The sequence below is a fragment of the Paracoccus spongiarum genome, assembly GCF_030732095.1.
Taxonomy (GTDB): domain Bacteria; phylum Pseudomonadota; class Alphaproteobacteria; order Rhodobacterales; family Rhodobacteraceae; genus Paracoccus; species Paracoccus spongiarum.
Genome location: NZ_JAVAMQ010000014.1, coordinates 41,634 through 59,824, shown reverse-complemented (window position 1 = coordinate 59,824; position 18,191 = coordinate 41,634). Strand labels below are relative to the sequence as shown.

The following is an 18,191-nucleotide window of genomic DNA, read 5'->3' as shown; positions in this document are numbered from 1 at the left end:
GTCTGGCAACAACTCTCACATGCGACAGGCCCAGAAACCCAGCCTCCCGGGCGGCCTGACAGTCAAGAACCAAAGGGAACACACCCATGGCCATTCTCGTCGACAAGAACACCAAGGTCATCTGCCAGGGCATCACCGGCTCGCAGGGGACCTTCCACACCGAACAGGCGATCGCCTATGGCACGCAGATGGTCGGGGGCGTGACGCCCGGCAAGGGCGGGTCCGAGCATCTGGGCCTGCCGGTCTTCAACTCGGTCCATGAGGCCGTCGCGAAGACCGGCGCCAATGCGACGGCGATCTATGTGCCGCCCCCCTTCGCGGCGGACTCGATCCTCGAGGCCATCGATGCGCAGATCCCGCTGATCGTGGCGATCACCGAGGGCATCCCGGTGCTGGACATGATGCGCGTCAAGCGCGCGCTGGAAGGCAGCGCCAGCCGCCTGATCGGGCCGAACTGCCCCGGCATCATGACGCCCGACGAATGCAAGATCGGCATCATGCCGGGCAGCATCTTCCGCCGTGGCAGCGTCGGCGTCGTCTCGCGCTCGGGCACGCTGACCTACGAGGCGGTCAAGCAGACCTCGGATGTGGGTCTGGGCCAGTCCTCGGCGGTCGGCATCGGCGGCGACCCGATCAAGGGGATGGAACATATCGACGTGCTGCGGATGTTCCTGGACGATGACGAGACCACCTCGATCATCATGATCGGCGAGATCGGCGGCTCGGCCGAGGAAGAGGCCGCCGAGTTTCTGGCCGAACAGAAGGCCAAGGGCCGCTGGAAGCCCACGGCGGGCTTCATCGCCGGCCGCACCGCGCCTCCGGGCCGGCGGATGGGCCATGCCGGCGCGATCGTGTCGGGCGGCAAGGGCGATGCGGAATCGAAGATCGAGGCCATGAAGAAGGCCGGGATCGTCGTCGCCGACAGCCCGGCTGGCCTCGGCGAAGCCGTTCTGAAGGCCATCAAGGGCTGATGATTTGACACCCCGCGCCCCCGACACGAGTATGGGGCGCGGGATCACCCCACCGCATGAGGCAGGAATTGGACTCATCCGCGCCAGCACCGGGACAGGCGACAAGCGCCTCGGGACTGCTTGGGCAGGCTGCGCCGCTCTCGCTTGCCGCGCTGCTGACGCTGTCGGCCTGTGGCGAGCGGATGTCCGATCTGATCCTGCCCGGCGGCATCCCTGCCAGCACCGACCTGCATCAGGCCTCGACCCTGCCGCCCGACTCGGTGCGCACCGTCGCGCGCCGGGATTACGGCTGGCGCCTGATCTATCACCCGGGCCGCGCCCCCGCCAATGCCGAACAGGGCGCCGCCCGCGCGCTGTGCGGCCTGGAACGGCGGCCCGTCGCCCGCATCGAACACCTGCCCCGCCTCGACCCGCTGGCCGATCCCGGCGCGCGGATCATCGACATTACCTGTGCCTGACATCCTTTACCCTTGCCCTGAACCGGGGATGAGCCATGACCGACCAACCGAAGAACTCTGATTTCCACGATTCCTCGTTCCTGCAGGGCCACAACGCCGCCTGGGTGGAACAGCTTTACGGCCAGTGGGCCAAGGATCCCTCGGCGGTCGATCAGGCCTGGGACGATTTCTTCCGCGCGCTTGGCGACGCAGAGGGCGATGCGGTCCGAGAGGCCGAGGGGCCCAGCTGGGCCCGGGCCGACTGGCCGCCCGCGCCCGCGGACGACATGACCGCGGCACTGACCGGCGAATGGCCGATGGCGGGCAAGGCCGAGGCCGATGCCGCGATGACCAAAATCGCCGCGCGGGCCGAGGCCAAGGGCGTCAGCCTGACGACCGACCAGATGCGCCAGGCGGTTCTCGACAGCATCCGCGCGCTGATGCTGATCCGCGCCTTCCGCATCCGCGGCCACCTGCACGCCAAGCTCGACCCGCTGGGGCTGCGCAGCATCCCCGATCATGGCGAGCTGAACCCGGCCACCTACGGCTTCGGCCCGAAGGACATGGACCGGCCGATCTTCATCGACAATGTGCTGGGCCTCGAGATCGCCTCGATCCGGCAGATCGCCGAGCTGATGAACCGCACCTATTGCGGCACCTTCGCGCTGCAATACATGCACATCTCGAACCCCGAGGAGGCCGCATGGCTGAAGGAACGGATCGAGGGTTACGGCAAGGAGATCCAGTTCACCCAGAACGGCCGCCGCGCCATCCTGAACAAGCTGGTCGAGGCCGAGGGCTTCGAGAAGTTCCTGCATGTGAAATACATGGGCACCAAGCGGTTCGGGCTTGACGGCGGCGAGGCGCTGATCCCGGCGATGGAACAGATCATCAAGCGCGGCGGCGCGCTGGGCGTGAAGGACATCGTGTTCGGCATGCCGCATCGCGGCCGGCTGTCGGTGCTGGCCAATGTGCTGTCCAAGCCCTACCGCGCGATCTTCCACGAATTCCAGGGCGGCAGCTTCAAGCCCGAGGACGTGGACGGCTCGGGCGACGTGAAATACCATCTCGGCGCCAGTTCGGACCGCGAATTCGACGGCAACACCGTCCATCTGTCGCTGACCGCGAACCCCAGCCATCTCGAGGCGGTGAACCCGGTCGTGCTGGGCAAGGCGCGGGCCAAGGGCGACCAGTTGGGCGACATGATCGACCGCACCTCGGTCCTGCCGATCCTGCTGCATGGCGACGCGGCCTTCGCGGGCCAGGGCGTGGTGGCGGAATGTCTGCAACTGTCGGGCATCCGCGGCCACCGGACCGGCGGCACCATCCACATCGTCGTGAACAACCAGATCGGCTTTACCACGGCGCCGCATTTCAGCCGCACCTCGCCCTATCCGACGGACATCGCGCTGATGGTCGAGGCGCCGATCTTCCACGTCAACGGCGACGATCCCGAGGCGGTCGTCCACGCCGCCCGCGTCGCCACCGAGTTCCGCCAGAAGTTCAAGAAGGATGTGGTTCTGGACATCTTCTGCTATCGCCGCTTCGGTCACAACGAGGGCGACGAGCCGATGTTCACCAACCCGGCGATGTATACCAGCATCAAGTCGCACAAATCGACGCTGCAGCTTTATACCGACCGGCTGGTGGCCGACGGGCTGATCCCCGAGGGCGAGATCGAGGACATGAAGGCCGCCTTCCAGGCGCATCTCAACGAAGAGTTCGAGATCGGCAAGGCCTACAAGCCCAACAAGGCCGACTGGCTGGACGGCAAATGGTCGGGCTTCGAACGCGAGGGCGCGGAATATGTGGCTGGCGAGACCGGCATCAGCCCCGAGGTGATGACCCAGGTGGGCCGCGCGCTGACCGCCGTGCCGGATGGCTTCAACCTGCACAAGACGGTCGGACGGCTGCTCGAATCCAAGAGGCAGATGTTCGAGACCGGCGAGGGCTTCGACTGGGCGACCGGCGAGGCGCTGGCTTTCGGTTCGCTTCTGGCCGAGGGGCATGGCGTGCGGCTGGCCGGGCAGGACAGCACCCGCGGCACCTTCAGCCAGCGCCATTCGGCCTTCATCGACCAGAAGACCGAGGATCGCTACTACCCGCTGAACAACATCGCCGAGGGTCAGGCCCGCTACGAGGTCATCGACTCGATGCTGTCCGAATATGCGGTGCTGGGCTTCGAATACGGCTATTCGCTGGCCGAGCCGAACAGCCTCGTCATGTGGGAGGCGCAGTTCGGCGACTTCGCCAACGGCGCGCAGATCATGTTCGACCAGTTCATCTCGTCGGGCGAGAAGAAATGGCTGCGCATGTCGGGCCTCGTGATGCTGCTGCCGCATGGCTGGGAAGGCCAGGGACCTGAACATTCCTCCGCGCGGCTGGAACGCTTCCTGCAGATGTGCGCCGAGGACAACTGGATCGTCGCCAACTGCACCACGCCTGCCAATTATTTCCACATCCTGCGCCGGCAGATGCATCGCGGCTTCCGCAAGCCGCTGGTGCTGGTCACCCCGAAATCGCTGCTGCGCCATCCGCTTGCGGTCAGCAAGGCGGCCGAATTCCAGAGCGGCTCGACCTTCCACAGGATCCTGTGGGACGATGCCGAGCGCGGCAATTCGCCGACCAGGCTGGTCCCCGACGACAAGATCAGGCGCGTGGTGATCTGTTCCGGCAAGGTCTATTACGACCTGCTGAAGGCGCGCGACGAGGCCGGCATCACCGACATCTACCTGCTGCGGCTGGAACAGTTCTATCCCTTCCCCGCCCAGGCGATGGTCAAGGAACTGGGCCGCTTCAAGCAGGCCGAGGTGGTCTGGTGCCAGGAGGAACCCAAGAACCAGGGCGGCTGGACCTTCGTCGATCCCTATCTGGAATGGGTGCTGGAACGGCTCGGCGCCCGGCACAGCCGCGCCCGCTATGTCGGGCGCAACGCCGCCGCCTCGCCCGCTACCGGCCTCGCCTCGCGCCACAAGGCCGAACAGGAGGCCATCGTGGCCGAAGCGCTGAATCTCGAAGGATGATCCGATGACCACCGAAGTCCGCGTGCCCGCACTGGGCGAATCCGTCACCGAGGCAACCATCGCCACCTGGTTCAAGAAGCCGGGCGATGCCGTCGCGGTGGATGAAATGCTGTGCGAGCTGGAAACCGACAAGGTCACGGTCGAGGTGCCCAGCCCCGCCGCCGGCGTCCTGGCCGAGATCGTCGCGGCCGAGGGCGAGACCGTCGGCCCCGACGCGCTGCTGGCGCAGATCGATGAAAAGGGCAGCGGCGCCGCGACCGAAAGCCGGAAAGAAAAACCGCAGGCCGCAGAGGCCAAGAAGACCCCGGAGGGACAGAAGGACATGAGCGGCAATCCCCTGGACGTGATGGTGCCGGCGCTTGGCGAAAGCGTGACCGAGGCGACTGTCGCCACCTGGTTCAAGAAGGTCGGCGATCAGGTCGAGGCCGACGAGATGCTCTGCGAGCTGGAAACCGACAAGGTCTCGGTCGAGGTTCCGGCTCCGGCCGCCGGCGTCCTGGCCGAGATCCTGGCCGAGGAGGGCGCGACCGTCGATGCCAAGGCGCGGCTTGCGGTCATCACCGAAGGCGCGTCGGGCGCGAGGCCCGCGGCCGCCGCCCCCCAGGAAAAGGCCCGCGAGGCCGGCCCCGAAGAGGTGACGCCGCGCGCCGGCGCCGATGTCGAGGACGCCCCCTCGGCGAAGAAGGCGATGGCCGAGAAGGGTGTCAGCCGCGATCAGGTCGAGGCATCGGGCCGTGACGGCCGGGTGATGAAGGATGACGTCGCGCGCGCAGCCTCGGCGCCAAAGCCCGCTGCCGCCGCTGCCCGCGCCCCCTCGCCGGCCGACGATGCCGGCCGCGAGGAACGGGTCAAGATGACGCGCCTGCGCCAGACCATCGCCCGACGCCTGAAGGACGCGCAGAACACAGCGGCGATGCTGACCACCTACAACGAAGCCGACATGTCCGGCATCATGGCGCTGCGCAACGAATACAAGGACGCCTTCGAGAAGAAGCACAAGGTAAAGCTGGGCTTCATGTCCTTCTTCGTGAAGGCCTGCTGCCACGCCCTGAAGGAAGTGCCCGAGGTCAATGCCGAGATCGACGGCACCGATGTCGTCTACAAGAACTTCGTCCACATGGGCGTCGCCGTCGGCACGCCCTCGGGCCTGGTCGTTCCGGTCGTGCGCGATGCCGACCGCAAGGGCTTCGCCGCGATCGAGAAGGAAATCGGCGATCTGGGCGCCAAGGGCCGCGACGGCAAGCTGACCATGGCCGAGATGCAGGGCGGCACCTTCACCATCTCGAATGGCGGCGTCTACGGCTCGCTGATGTCCTCGCCGATCCTGAACCCGCCGCAATCGGGGATCCTCGGGATGCACAAGATCCAGGATCGCCCGGTGGTCGTCGGCGGCCAGATCGTCATCCGGCCGATGATGTATCTGGCGCTCAGCTATGATCACCGGATCGTCGACGGCAAGGGCGCGGTCACCTTCCTTGTCCGCGTCAAGGAGGCGCTGGAAGACCCGCGCCGCCTGCTGATGGATCTCTGATCGCGCCCGCCGCGGCGGGGCCGGATCGCCCGGCCCCGCACCTCCCGAGGTCCTCGATGCCCGCCGGTCCCCATACCCCTCCCGCGCCACGCTCCGATGCCCGGTCCCGCCTTGTCCCCGCCCGGGCGCAGGGCTGCGATCAGGACCGGTGCCACGCCATGAAGCCCCCTTCCCCCCGCCCCAGGCCAGGAGAATGCAGATGCAGATGATCGCCCGTTACAGCGTCGCAGATTACGCCCGCTTCCGCGCCGCCTTCGATGCCGATGCCGAGGATCGGGGCCTGAACGGCCTGTCGCTTCTGCAGCTTTGGCGCGAGGATGACCGCAACGCCTGGGCGCTGTTCAGCGTCGGCGACGCCCGCGCCGCCCGCGCCTGGCTCGAGGGCGCGGCCGCCGTGTTTCATTCGCAGGCCGGTGTGGACGCGACCAGCTTCCACTTCGTGGAAACCGCATGAGCCAGGAACTGACCGTCCTTGCGCTGGCCGCCCTGCTGCAGGCCGCCCAGATCGGCCTGGCTGGCTTCGTCATGAATCGCGATGTCGGCAACGCCTGGAATCTCGGTCCGCGCGACAGCCAGCCCGATTTCTCGCCGCTGACCGGCCGCCTGCGCCGCGCTGTCCAGAACCATTTCGAGGGGCTGATCTTCTTCACCATCGCCGTGCTGGTGGTCGTCCTGGGGGATGCTGCCTCGGGGCTGACGGCGGGCTGCGCCTGGCTCTACCTTGCGGCGCGGGTGCTCTATGTTCCGGCCTACGCCCTCGGCTGGGCACCCTGGCGCTCGGTGATCTGGGCGACCGGCTTCCTGGCCACAATCGCGATGCTGCTTGCGGCCCTGCTGTGATTTGCCCTGGTTCAAATATCCTGCGGGGGTCCGGGGGCGCAAAGCCCCCGGCTGCCGCCACCGAAAGAAGGACATGAAAGATGTATGACCTGATCGTGATCGGCGCCGGCCCCGGCGGCTATGTCTGTGCCATCCGCGCCGCCCAGCTCGGCCTCAAGGTCGCCTGTGTCGAGGGCCGCGAGACGCTTGGCGGCACCTGCCTCAATGTCGGCTGCATCCCGTCCAAGGCGCTGCTGCACGCCAGCCACATGCTGCACGAGACCCATGAGAACTTCGACCGCATGGGCCTGACCGGCGCCAAGGTGAAGGTCGACTGGCGCAAGATGCAGGGCTACAAGGCCGACACCGTTCAGGGCAACACCAAGGGGATCGAGTTCCTCTTCAAGAAGAACAAGATCGACTGGCTGAAGGGCTGGGCCCGGATCGAGGCGCCCGGCAAGGTCCGGGTCGGGGACGACCTGCACGAGACGAAGAGGATCGTCATCGCCACAGGCTCGATCCCGGCCGCGCTGAAGGGGGTCGAAGTCGACAATGCCGGCGGTGTGATCGTCGATTCGACCGGCGCGCTGGCGCTGCCGAAGATCCCGAAATCCATGGTCGTCATCGGCGCCGGGGTGATCGGCCTCGAACTCGGCTCGGTCTATGCGCGCCTCGGCGCCGAGGTGACGGTGATCGAATATCTCGACGCCATCACGCCGGGGATGGATGGCGAGGTGCAGAAGCAGTTCCAGAAGATTTTGACCAAGCAGGGATTGACATTCGTCCTCGGCGCGGCGGTGACATCGGCCGAGGTCCAGAAGGGCAAGGCGCGGCTGACCTACACGTTGAGAAAGGACGACAGCGAACACCAGATCGAGGCCGATTGCGTCCTCGTCGCCACCGGCCGCCGGCCGCAGGTCGAGGGGCTGGGGCTTGACGATCTGGGCGTGACGATGACCGATCGCGGCTTCGTGCAGATCGACGACCACTGGGCCACCAGCGTCGCGGGGATCCATGCCATCGGCGACTGCGTGCCCGGCCCGATGCTGGCCCACAAGGCCGAGGACGAGGGCATGGCCGTGGCCGAGGTGATCGCCGGCAAGCATGGTCATGTGAATTACGGAGTCATCCCCGGGGTCATCTACACAACCCCCGAGGTCGCGAATGTCGGCCTGACCGAAGAGGCCGCGAAGGACAGCGGCCGCAAGATCAAGCTGGGCAAGTTCCCCTTCATGGGCAATGCCCGTGCGAAGGCCGCGATGCAGGCGGAAGGCTTCGTCAAGCTGATCGCCGACGCCGAGACCGATCGCATCCTCGGCTGCCACATCATCGGCCCCAATGCCGGCGAGATGATCCACGAGGTCTGCGTGGCGATGGAGTTCGGCGCCGCGGCCGAGGATCTGGCGCTGACATGCCACGCCCACCCCACCACCTCCGAGGCGGTGCGCGAGGCCGCCCTGGCCTGCGGCGACGGCGCGATCCATGTCTGACGCCACGCCCGTGCCCGCCACGCCCGTGCCCACCGCGACCGTGCCCACCGCGACCATGCCCGCCGCGACCATGCCCGCCGCGACCGGGCTTCCTGCGGGGCGGCTGGCGCGGCGTGGCCTGATCCTCGGCGCGCTTGGCCTTGCCGCTTGCGGCCAGCCGCGCCAGAGGATGCCCTCGGGGCTGCGCAGCACCGGGCTGTACCCCAACGAGACCCCCTATCTGCGGTCGCGCATCAATTTCTGGGCGCGGCATTACGGCGTCCCGGCCGAACTGGTGCAGCGTGTCGTGATCCGCGAATCGACGCACCGCCCCGAGGCGCGCAACGGTCCCTATTACGGGCTGATGCAGATCCTGCCGCAGACCGCGCGCACGATGGGCTATCGCGGGCCGGCCTCGGGGCTGCTGGATGCCGACACCAATCTGCGCTACGGGGTCAAGTATCTGCACGGCGCCTGGCTGGTGGCCGAGGGTGATCCCGATGACGCGGTCAGGTGGTATTCGCGCGGCTACTATTACGAGGCCAAGCGCAAGGGGCTGCTGAAGCGCACGGGCCTGCGCAGCTGACGTGCTGCGGTCGGCAGCCGCGACCGGCGCGGCCCTCGCGCCCTCGCGCCCCCGCGTCACGCCTCGGGCGGATCCCCTGACGTCTGCGCGCGGCGCTTGCGACGCCCGCGCCCGCCCTCGCCCCAGGCATTGAAGGCGAGCTCCGGCAGGTTGACCGTGCCGCGTAGCGATGCATGGTCGTCGGTCGCGTGCGGAATCGCGTTCGCGGCCACGAAATGCTCCTGGAAGCGCGGGGCAAGCGCCGTCTCGACCCGGATGATCCGGCGCACCTCGGCCTCGATCTCGCGGCGTGCCGCCCGCGAACACAGCGCCATCCGCGCGCCCGTGCCCGCGGCGTTTCCGGCGCTGGTCACCCGTTCGGGCGGGCAATCCGGGATCATCCCCAGGACCAGCGCGTGCAGCGGCGAGACATGCGCACCGAACGCGCCCGCCAGCACCACCCGGTCGAGGCTGTCGATCCCGAATTCGTCCATCAACAGCCGCGCCCCGGCATACAGCGCGGATTTCGCCAGCTGGATCGCCCGGATGTCGCCCTGCGTCACCGTGATCTGCGGCCCGCCTTCCGGGTCGCCGCCATGCAGCAGATAGGCCTGCGTGCGGCCCTGCGGCAGGCAGCGCGGGCTGCCGGTCTGCTCGGCCGATCCGATCAGCCCGCTGGCGTCCAGCAGCCCGGCCATCCGCATCTCGGCCACCCCCTCGATGATCCCCGACCCGCAGATGCCGGTGATCCCGACGCCACGGATCGCCTCGGCAAAGCCCGGCTCGTCGGACCAGGGCGCGACGCCGATCACCCGGAAGCGCGGTTCCTTCGTCAGGGGGTCGATGCGGACCCGCTCGATGGCCCCCGGCGCGGCACGCTGGCCACAGCTGATCTGCGCGCCCTCGAAAGCCGGGCCGGTGGGCGAGGAACAGGCCAGCACCCGGGTTCGGTCGCCCAGGATGATCTCGGCATTGGTGCCGACATCGACGATCAGCACCGGCCTGTCCGAACTCTGCGGCGCCTCGGCCAGCACGACGGCCGCCGCATCGGCGCCGACATGGCCGGCAATGATCGGCAGCATATAGAGCCGCGCCGAGGGCGCGATGTCCAGCCCGACCTCGCGCGCGGGCAGGCTCAGCGCATCGGTGGTCGCGGCGGCGAAGGGCGCCTGGCCCAACTCGACCGGATCGATCCCCAGCAGGAGGTGATGCATCACCGGATTTCCGACCAGCACCGCGTCGCAGATCCGCCGCGGATCGACCCCCGCCTCGCGCGCCAGCGCCTCGACCAGCCCGCCCAGCCCGGCGCGGACCGCCTGCGTCATCTCGGCCGCGCCGCCGGGGTTCATCATCGCATGGCTGACCCGGCTCATCAGATCCTCGCCAAAGCGGATCTGCGGGTTCATGATGCCGCAGGAGGCCAGCACCCGGCCGTCGTCCAGCGCCACCAGATGTCCCGCGATCGTCGTCGAGCCGAGATCGATCGCCAGCCCGCACAGCGGCCCCTCGGGCAGCCCGGCCAGCAGATCGACCAGCAGCGGCGGACCTGCGCCCTCGTCATGGACCACCGCCGTCACCGCCCAGTCCGCCGCGCGCAGCACCCCCTGAATGCGGGCCAGCAGGACGGGCTCGGCCCGCAGCCCCCCTATCCCCCATTGAGATTCCAGTGCCTGTCGCAGGCGCTGGAAGTCACCGCCCATCTCGTCCAGACCGGCAGCTGCGACCGCGACATGGAAGGCCCGCACCGCCGGATCCATGGCCATGGCACGCTCGGTCGCGGATTTGCGGATCACCTGCCGGTGCAGCTGGCTTTCCGGCGGCACATCGACCACCAGATCGCCCTGGATGCGGGCCTGGCATCCCAGGCGCCGCCCCTCGGCCAGGCCGCGCAGCCGGTCATAGCGCGCCTCGACCTCGTTCCGGGGCGACAGCGCGTCCTCTTCGACCTGCACGCCATGCTTGGCAAAGGCGCCGCGGCCCGGCACGACCTGGCACCGCGAGCAGATACCGCGTCCGCCGCAGACCGACTCCAGATCCACTCCCAGCCGGCGCGCGGCCTCCAGCACCGTGATCCCCGCCGGAACCCGACCGCGCCGGCCCGACGGCGTGAAGATGACCAGTGGCTCGTCGCGCATGCTGCCCCCCTGCCTCTGTCCGGCCTAGCCGCCGCGACCCCGCGGCGGCCCTACCAAACCGCCGCCGCACGGACCGAAAGCGACGCTTCCGGTCCGTCAGCGCCGGGCCGGGGGTGAATTGCGGCCCGCCGGGACGCAAGAGGGGGCGTCAGCGCCCCCTCGTTCCGCGCCGTCAGGCGCAGATCGTGTCGCGCCGCAACGCGGCGCGTCCGCTAGGATTGCCCTCGGGCCCCGCGCGGATCAGGCACCCTTGTAGATGTCGACCAGCTTCTGCAGCATGTCCAGCGCATCCTCGCGCGACCGCTGGAAGCTGTTGCGCCCGATGATGCTGCCATTGCCACCGCCGTCGCGGATCGCGCGGGCATCGTCGAAGACCGCATCCGCGCCCTTGGCCGCCCCGCCCGAGAACACCACGATGCGCCGCCCGGCAAAGGCCGCCTGCATGCAATGGTCAACGCGCGCGGCCTGGCTCGACACGTCGATGCCGCGATCCTCATAGACCTTCCTGGCTTCGGGCAGCATCAGGTGATCGGTCGACAGCTTGATCTTGATGACATGCGCGCCGATCAGCGCCGCGATCTGGGCCGCATAGGCGGCGATGTCGATGGCCGTCTCGCCGTCCTTGCTGATCGCCTCGCCGCGCGGATAGGACCAGATCACTGTCGCCACACCCTTGGCAGCGGCTTCCTTGCGCATCGCGACGATCTCCTCGAACATGTCCAGCGCCATGTCCGAACCCGGATAGATCGTGAAGCCGATCGCCGCGCAGCCAAGCCGCAGCGCGTCATCGACGCTGGCGGTGATCGCCTGGTTCTTGCCGGCGGAGTCCGACATCAGGCTGTTGGCGCTGTTGACCTTGAGGATTGTCGGGATCTGTCCGGCAAAGCTGTCGGCGCCGGCCTCGATCATGCCCAAAGGCGCGGCGTAGGCATTCAATCCCGCATCGATCGCCAGCTGGTAATGGTAGTGCGGGTCATAGCCCGCCGGGTTCGGCGCGAAGGACCGTGCCGGGCCGTGCTCGAAGCCCTGGTCGACGGGCAGGATGATCATCTTGCCGGTGCCGGCCAGCTTGCCGGTCATCAGCATCCGCGCCAGCTGTGCCTTCACCCCCGGCGTTTCGCCCTCGTAATTCGCAAGGATCCGGCGCACCGTATCGGTCATCTGCATCGACTGTCTCCTCTGGTCATCGCAGGCTGAATAGCATGCGCGCGGGCCAAGGCAACGCTGGTGACGCTAACAGCCCGAGCCGCCGGGAAAACCCCGGTTTCGTCCGCAAAATGCCCGCATTCATAAAAACTTAACCAGTCTTGACTCGCGGCGCTAACGATTAACTTGCATATCTTGAACCGAGGGCCAGACGAAAGGAGGTCTCATGTTCATGAACACATCCCTCGCGCATTACCAGCTGCCCCTGTTCGGGCTGAATTCCCCCGCGCTGTCCACCGAAATAGGTGCCAACCAGCGCAGCGTCTTCCTGCAGCCGATTACCGCCGCAGGCGATACTGCAACCGAAAGCTGGCCGGCCACGATCGAGGTAAAGCCCAAGGACAGCGTGCCCCAGGAATATCGCAACTGGCTTGCGCGCATTACCACCTATCGCGAAGCGACCGGAGTCACCGGCGCCCCCGCGGCGCCTGCCGAAGACGATGCGGGCACGCCGCCCGTCCAAGCCGAAGCCGGTGGAGAATCGCCGGTTGCCGACAACGGCGACCCCGTCGCCGAGCCCGAGGCCCCGCCCCCGGCGGATGCCGGTGGCGCAACCGAACCCCCGGCATCCGGTGGCGAGGCAAGCGGCGGCAGTGCCAACGGCAACGGCAACGGCAATGCCAATGGCAACGGCAACGGCAATGCCAATGGCAACAACTCGCAGAACGGCCAGTCCAGTTCCGCCAACAGCGGCAACGGGTCGGGTTCGTCCTCGGGCGGGCTGCTGGGCCTGTTGCTGGGCTGAAGCCTGCGATGCGAATGACACGACAAGGGGCGGCCCTGGCCGCCCCTTTTGCCCGTCCGTGGCCGGCCCGCCGGCCGGCCGCGCCGGTCAGGTCTGCAGCGCGGCGACGCCCGGCAGGTCCCTGCCCTCCATCCATTCCAGGAAGGCACCGCCCGCGGTCGAGATGAAGGTAAAACCGGCCGCCGCGCCGGCCTTGTTCAGCGCCGCGACCGTGTCGCCACCCCCGGCGACCGAGATCAGCCGGTCCTCGCGCGTCAGCCGCGCCGCCGCCAGCGCCGCGGCATTGGTGGCGCGGTCGAAGGGCTCGATCTCGAAGGCGCCAAGCGGGCCGTTCCAGATCAGCGTGCTGCAGGTTTCCATCGCCTCGGTCAGCGCCTCGACGGTCTGCGGCCCGGCATCGAGGATCATCGCGTCGGCGGGGCACTGATCCACGGGCAGCACCTCGCTGTCGGCCCCCGCCCTGAATTCGCGCGCCACCACGATGTCGCGCGGCAAATGGATGACGCAACCGCCCTGCGCGGCCTTGTCGAGGATCGCGCGGGCGGTGTCGGCCATGTCGCGTTCGGCCAGCGACTTGCCGACCTCGACGCCCTGCGCGACCAGGAAGGTGTTGGCCATGCCGCCGCCGATCACCAGGTGATCGACCTTGTCGAGCAGGTTGGTCAGCAGGTCCAGCTTGGTCGAGACCTTCGCGCCGCCGACCACCGCCATCACCGGCCGCTGCGGATTGCCAAGGGCCGCGTCCAGCGCCTTCAGCTCGGCCTCCATCAGCCGCCCCGCCCCCGAGGGCAGCAGCCGCGCCAGCCCCTCGGTCGAGGCATGGGCGCGATGCGCGGCCGAGAAGGCGTCGTTCACATAGGCCCCGCCCAGCGCCGCCAGCGAGGCCGCGAAGGTGTGGTCATTGGCTTCCTCGCCGGCGTGGAAGCGGGTGTTTTCCAGCAGCGCCACATCGCCGGGCTTCAGCGCCGCGACGACGCGCTTGGCCGGACCGCCGATGCAGTCCTCGGCGAAGGCGACGGGCTGGCCAAGCGCCTGTTCCAGCGCCGGCAGGATCTGGTGCAGGCTCATCGTCTCGACCCGCTTGCCCTTGGGGCGGTCGAAATGGGCCAGCAGCACCGGGATGCCGCCGCGAGCCTGGATATCCTTGACCGTCGGCACGATCTTCTCGATGCGGGTTGCGTCGGTGACGCGCCCCTCCTCCAGCGGCACGTTCAGGTCCACGCGGGTCAGCACCACCTTCCCGTCCAGGTCCATGTCGTCGATCGTCTTGAATTCGGCCATGTCGCGTCCTCTCGGGCTGTGCGGCGTCGGTCTGGCTTGTCCCGCATGGCGCGCGCCTCGTCAACAGGGGCCAGCACCTGACGCGGGCGTGATCCGCCTCGGGGACCATTGCGCGTTGCCCTTGGCCGCGTGAACCCCTAGACCGGGCGACAAACGTGGCAAAGGAGGGCCGCATGGCCGAGATCAAGGATCCCGAAAACACCGTCATCATCCAGCTGAAGGACGGGCCGGTCGTCATCGAACTGCTCAGCGACGTCGCGCCCCGGCATGCGGCCCGCATGAAGGAACTGGCCCGCGCCGGCAAATACGACAACGTCGCCTTCCACCGCGTGATCGATGGCTTCATGGCGCAGACCGGCGACGTTGCCCATGCCAACATGGAAAGCGGCTGGAACCCCGGCCGGGCCGGCACCGGCGGGTCGGACCTGCCCGACCTTCCGGCCGAGTTCTCGAAGCTGCCGCATGACCGCGGCACGCTGGGCGCCGCGCGCTCGCAGAACCCCAACAGCGCCAACAGCCAGTTCTTCATCAACTTCAAGGACAACCATTTCCTCAACGGCCAGTACACCGTCTATGGCCGCGTGATCGAGGGCATGGAGCATGTCGACAGGATCGCCTGCGGCGAGCCGCCGGCAAGCCCGGACCGGATGATCTCGGTCAAGGTGGCCGCCGATGCGTAGCCTGCTGGTGATCCCCGCGCTGCTGCTGGGTGCCGGTGCCGCGCTGGCCCAGGCGCCCGCCGCCGAGGACGGTCCCGGCCCGAACATGGTGATCGAGGTCGCCGCCGCCGACGGCACCCCGCGCGGCACGATCACGCTGGACCTGCTGTCCGAGACCGCGCCCCGCCATGTCGAACGGCTGGTCGAACTGGCCCGCGCGGGCGCCTATGACGGCGTCGTGTTTCACCGGGTGATCGACGGCTTCATGGTGCAGACCGGCGATGTCCAGCACGGCAAGCAGGGCGGCGACACCGCCATGGCCGGCATGGGCGGGTCGGACCTGCCCGATCTCGAGGCCGAGTTCAGCGACCTGTCCTTCCAGCCCGGCACCGTCGGCATGGCCAGGTCGAACGATCCCAACAGCGCCAACAGCCAGTTCTTCATCGACCTGGCCGCGGCGCCGTTCCTTGACGGCAGCTACACCGTGGTCGGCCAGCTGATCGACGGATGGGATGTGCTGAACGCCATCAAGAAGGGCGATTCCACCGCGAATGGCGCGGTCGAGGAACCCGACTACATGGCCCGCGTGACCATCGCGGAGTGACCGCCGCCAGCCGGGTCCGGTGACACGCAAAGGGGCCCTCGCGGCCCCTTTTCGCACTTGCGGCAAAGCGGCCGGCACGCCTATCCTTCGCCCCCATGGACATGCAGCGCGCCGGCGACATCACCGAAATCACCCCCTCGGCGGCGATCGAGACCACGCGCCATGGCTGGCGGGCGAAATGCCTGCAACGGCTTGTGCGGATGGCGCTGCCGGTGCCGCGCAGCTTCGCGATCTGCTCGGACGCGGTTCATGCCATCGCCGGGGGCAATCCGGTTCCGGTCAGCGCGCTGGCCGGGCTGTTCGACCAGGGCGACGGGCTGGTGGGGGTGCGCCCCTCGGCCGCGACGCCCGACTGGGGCGGGCCGGGCACGGTCCTGAATGTCGGCATCAACAACGACAGCCATGCCCGGCTGGCCGAGCGTATCGGCACGCAGAACGCCGACGCGGTCTATCTCAGCTTCGTGCAGAACTATGCCATCCACATCGCCCGGCTGGACCCCGACATGTTCGCGCAGGACGGTCCCGGCGCGCTGGCCGAGGCGCTGCGCTGCTATCGCGACGAGACGGACGAGGAATTTCCGCAGGATCCTTGTCAGCAGCTTGCCGAGGTGCTGCGCTCGATGGCGCGGGCTTGGGACGGGCCGACCGCGCGGCTGCTGCGCCAGGCCAAGGGCGCCCCGGCCGATGCGCCGCTGGGGCTGGTGGTGCAGCACATGGCGCTGGCGATGGGGCCGGGGCTGTCGGGATCGGGCAGCATCCAGTTCATCGACCCGGTCACCGGCATCGCGCGAGTGACCGGGCGCTTTCGCGGCCAGCACCACGGCAGCGCGGTCGGCACGGGGGCCGAGACGCTGTATCTGACCCGCGACCCGCGCGGCATGTCGCTGGAGGAGGTCGCGCCCGAGATCTTCGCCGATCTGGTCCGCTTCGGCGTCGCGGCCCGCGAAAGGCTGCGCGAAGAGATGCAGATCGAATTCGTGGTGACCGAGGGGCGCATCTCGATCATCGACGCCGCGCGGGTCAAGCGCAGCTCGCGCGCCAGCGTCCGCATCGCGGTGGCGCTGGCCGATGACGGGGTGATCCCCCGCCCCGAGGCCGTGATGCGTGTCGAACCCCGCGCTCTGGCCGACCTGCTGCATCATCAGGTCGATCCCCGCGCCCCGCGCGACTTGATCGCCAGCGGCATCAATGCCAGCCCCGGCGCGGCGACCGGCCGCATCGTGTTCTCGGCCGCCGCCGCGCAGGCGTCGGCCGCACGCGACGAGCCCTGCGTGCTGGTGCGCCGCGAGACCGTGCCCGAAGACATCCGCGGCATGCATGCCTCGGTCGCGGTCCTGACCGAGCGTGGCGGCACCACCAGCCATGCGGCGGTGATCGCCCGCGGGCTGGGCCTGCCCTGCATCGTAGGCGCCTCGGGGCTGACCATCGACGGGCGCAACCGCATCCTGCGCGCCGGCGGCCGCAGCTTCCGCGAGGGCGAGGTGGTCACCATCGACGGCACCTCGGGCGAGGTGCTGGCCGGCGCCGCCGCGCTGCTGGAACCGGCGCTGGACGACAGCTTCTCGCGGCTGCTGGAATGGGCGGACGCGGCGGGCGGCATCGGCGTGCGCGCCAATGCCGACACCCCCGAGGACGCGCGGACGGCCCGCAAGTTCACCGCTCAGGGCATCGGGCTGTGCCGCACCGAGCACATGTTCTTCGACATGGACCGCCTGCCGGCCATGCGCGAGATGATCTTTGCCGACAAGCCCGCCGACCGCAAGCTGGCGCTGGACCGGATCCTGCCGATGCAACGCCAGGATTTCATCGCGCTGTTCGAGATCATGGCCGGCCTGCCGGTCACCATCCGGCTGTTCGACCCGCCGCTGCATGAATTCCTGCCGCATGACCGCGAGGGGCTGCGCGAACTGGCCGAGTCGCTGGACCTGCCGCTGTCCGACGTGACCCGGCGCGTCGAGGCGCTGTCGGAGTTCAACCCGATGCTGGGAATGCGCGGGGTGCGCCTTGGCATCACCGTGCCCGAGATCTACGAGATGCAGGCCCGCGCCATCTTCGAGGCCACGGTCGAGGCCAGCCGCAAGGGCGATCCGGTCGTGCCCGAGATCATGATCCCCCTGGTCAGCGCCATGCGCGAGGTCGAACTGGTCAAGACCCGCGTGGACGCGGTGGCGGCGGCGGTGCGCAACGAGCGGCGCGCCGATTTCACCTATCGCCTCGGCGTGATGGTCGAGACACCGCGCGCCGCGCTGCGGGCCGGCGACATTGCCGCGCATTCGGCCTTCCTGTCCTTCGGCACCAACGACCTGACTCAGATGACATACGGCCTGTCGCGCGATGATGCCGGCCGGTTCATGGGCATCTATGTCGGGCAGCGCGTCTATGCCGAGGATCCGTTCCACATCCTCGACCAGGACGGCGTGGGCGAATTGCTGCTGACCGGCGCCCAGCGTGCCCGCCAGCAGAAACCGGGCATCACCATCTCGGTCTGCGGCGAGCATGGCGGAAACCCCGAATCCATCGCCTTCTGCCACGAGGCAGGCTTCGACTACGTGTCCTGTTCCCCGTTCCGCGTGCCCGTCGCCCGGCTGGCCGCCGCCCAGTCGGCGATCCGCGGCCGCCTGGGGCAGCGCGGCTGATCCGGCCGCGGCCTCTGCCCCACCCCTGACGCGGGGCTGATTCGTCCTCGCTGCCCCGGTTTCGCAACTGCAAGTTGTTGATTTTTGGTCCGAAACGGTCCCAATTTCGG

Annotated in this window: 15 protein-coding genes; 12 read left to right on the top strand and 3 right to left on the bottom strand. The window is 68.6% G+C overall.

Annotated elements, in window-relative coordinates; translation table 11 throughout:
* The first annotated feature begins 86 nt into the window (after positions 1 to 86).
* The 8 genes from sucD to Q5Y72_RS14425 all read left to right on the top strand — a co-directional run bounded on the left by sucD (position 87) and on the right by Q5Y72_RS14425 (position 8,836).
* Positions 87 to 971, top strand: a complete 885-nt coding sequence (sucD, locus tag Q5Y72_RS14460) for a succinate--CoA ligase subunit alpha (RefSeq protein ID WP_305964131.1) — start codon at positions 87 to 89, stop codon at positions 969 to 971.
* A gap of 56 nt (positions 972 to 1,027) precedes the next feature.
* Positions 1,028 to 1,429, top strand: a complete 402-nt coding sequence (locus tag Q5Y72_RS14455) for a hypothetical protein (protein ID WP_305964130.1) — start codon at positions 1,028 to 1,030, stop codon at positions 1,427 to 1,429.
* Between the two features lie 35 nt (positions 1,430 to 1,464).
* Complete coding sequence (locus tag Q5Y72_RS14450; RefSeq protein ID WP_305964129.1) at positions 1,465 to 4,431, top strand: 2-oxoglutarate dehydrogenase E1 component; 2,967 nt, start codon at positions 1,465 to 1,467, stop codon at positions 4,429 to 4,431.
* Between the two features lie 4 nt (positions 4,432 to 4,435).
* Positions 4,436 to 5,962 (top strand): 2-oxoglutarate dehydrogenase complex dihydrolipoyllysine-residue succinyltransferase, encoded by a 1,527-nt coding sequence (gene odhB / locus Q5Y72_RS14445; RefSeq protein ID WP_305964128.1) that lies wholly within the window; start codon positions 4,436 to 4,438, stop codon positions 5,960 to 5,962.
* A 199-nt stretch (positions 5,963 to 6,161) separates the two neighbouring features.
* Entirely contained in the window at positions 6,162 to 6,416 is a 255-nt protein-coding gene (locus Q5Y72_RS14440; RefSeq protein ID WP_305964127.1) for a hypothetical protein, read from the top strand.
* Positions 6,413 to 6,802: an MAPEG family protein gene (locus Q5Y72_RS14435; protein WP_305964126.1), complete on the top strand. Its 390-nt coding sequence runs from the start codon at positions 6,413 to 6,415 to the stop codon at positions 6,800 to 6,802. The genes Q5Y72_RS14440 and Q5Y72_RS14435 overlap by 4 nt, the downstream gene beginning before the upstream one ends.
* An 80-nt stretch (positions 6,803 to 6,882) precedes the next feature.
* Positions 6,883 to 8,271, top strand: a complete 1,389-nt coding sequence (lpdA, locus tag Q5Y72_RS14430; protein ID WP_305964125.1) for a dihydrolipoyl dehydrogenase — start codon at positions 6,883 to 6,885, stop codon at positions 8,269 to 8,271.
* 70 nt (positions 8,272 to 8,341) lie between these two features.
* Entirely contained in the window at positions 8,342 to 8,836 is a 495-nt protein-coding gene (locus Q5Y72_RS14425) for a transglycosylase SLT domain-containing protein (RefSeq protein ID WP_371930838.1), read from the top strand.
* 56 nt (positions 8,837 to 8,892) lie between these two features.
* On the opposite strand, the gene Q5Y72_RS14420 is transcribed toward Q5Y72_RS14425, so the two are convergent.
* Together Q5Y72_RS14420 and Q5Y72_RS14415 are read right to left on the bottom strand one after the other, a co-directional pair.
* Positions 8,893 to 10,950: an ASKHA domain-containing protein gene (locus Q5Y72_RS14420; protein ID WP_305964124.1), complete on the bottom strand. Its 2,058-nt coding sequence runs from the start codon at positions 10,948 to 10,950 to the stop codon at positions 8,893 to 8,895.
* A 240-nt stretch (positions 10,951 to 11,190) separates the two neighbouring features.
* Entirely contained in the window at positions 11,191 to 12,117 is a 927-nt protein-coding gene (locus Q5Y72_RS14415) for a class I fructose-bisphosphate aldolase (RefSeq protein ID WP_305964123.1), read from the bottom strand.
* Between the two features lie 211 nt (positions 12,118 to 12,328).
* Between Q5Y72_RS14415 and Q5Y72_RS14410 the strand changes: the two genes are divergently transcribed.
* Entirely contained in the window at positions 12,329 to 12,901 is a 573-nt protein-coding gene (locus tag Q5Y72_RS14410; protein ID WP_305964122.1) for a hypothetical protein, read from the top strand.
* Positions 12,902 to 12,988: 87 nt separating this feature from the next.
* On the opposite strand, the gene Q5Y72_RS14405 is transcribed toward Q5Y72_RS14410, so the two are convergent.
* A complete protein-coding gene (locus tag Q5Y72_RS14405; RefSeq protein WP_305964121.1) occupies positions 12,989 to 14,182 on the bottom strand; it encodes a phosphoglycerate kinase in 1,194 nt (397 codons plus the stop codon).
* A gap of 173 nt (positions 14,183 to 14,355) precedes the next feature.
* On the opposite strand from Q5Y72_RS14405, the gene Q5Y72_RS14400 reads away from it, so the two are divergent.
* From Q5Y72_RS14400 to Q5Y72_RS14390, 3 genes are all read left to right on the top strand, one after another.
* Positions 14,356 to 14,862, top strand: coding sequence for a peptidylprolyl isomerase (locus Q5Y72_RS14400; RefSeq protein WP_305964120.1), 507 nt, complete (start codon positions 14,356 to 14,358; stop codon positions 14,860 to 14,862).
* Positions 14,855 to 15,445, top strand: coding sequence for a peptidylprolyl isomerase (locus tag Q5Y72_RS14395; protein WP_305964119.1), 591 nt, complete (start codon positions 14,855 to 14,857; stop codon positions 15,443 to 15,445). The genes Q5Y72_RS14400 and Q5Y72_RS14395 overlap by 8 nt, the downstream gene beginning before the upstream one ends.
* Positions 15,446 to 15,540: 95 nt before the next feature.
* Entirely contained in the window at positions 15,541 to 18,081 is a 2,541-nt protein-coding gene (locus tag Q5Y72_RS14390; RefSeq protein WP_371930836.1) for a putative PEP-binding protein, read from the top strand.
* Positions 18,082 to 18,191: the final 110 nt, after the last annotated feature.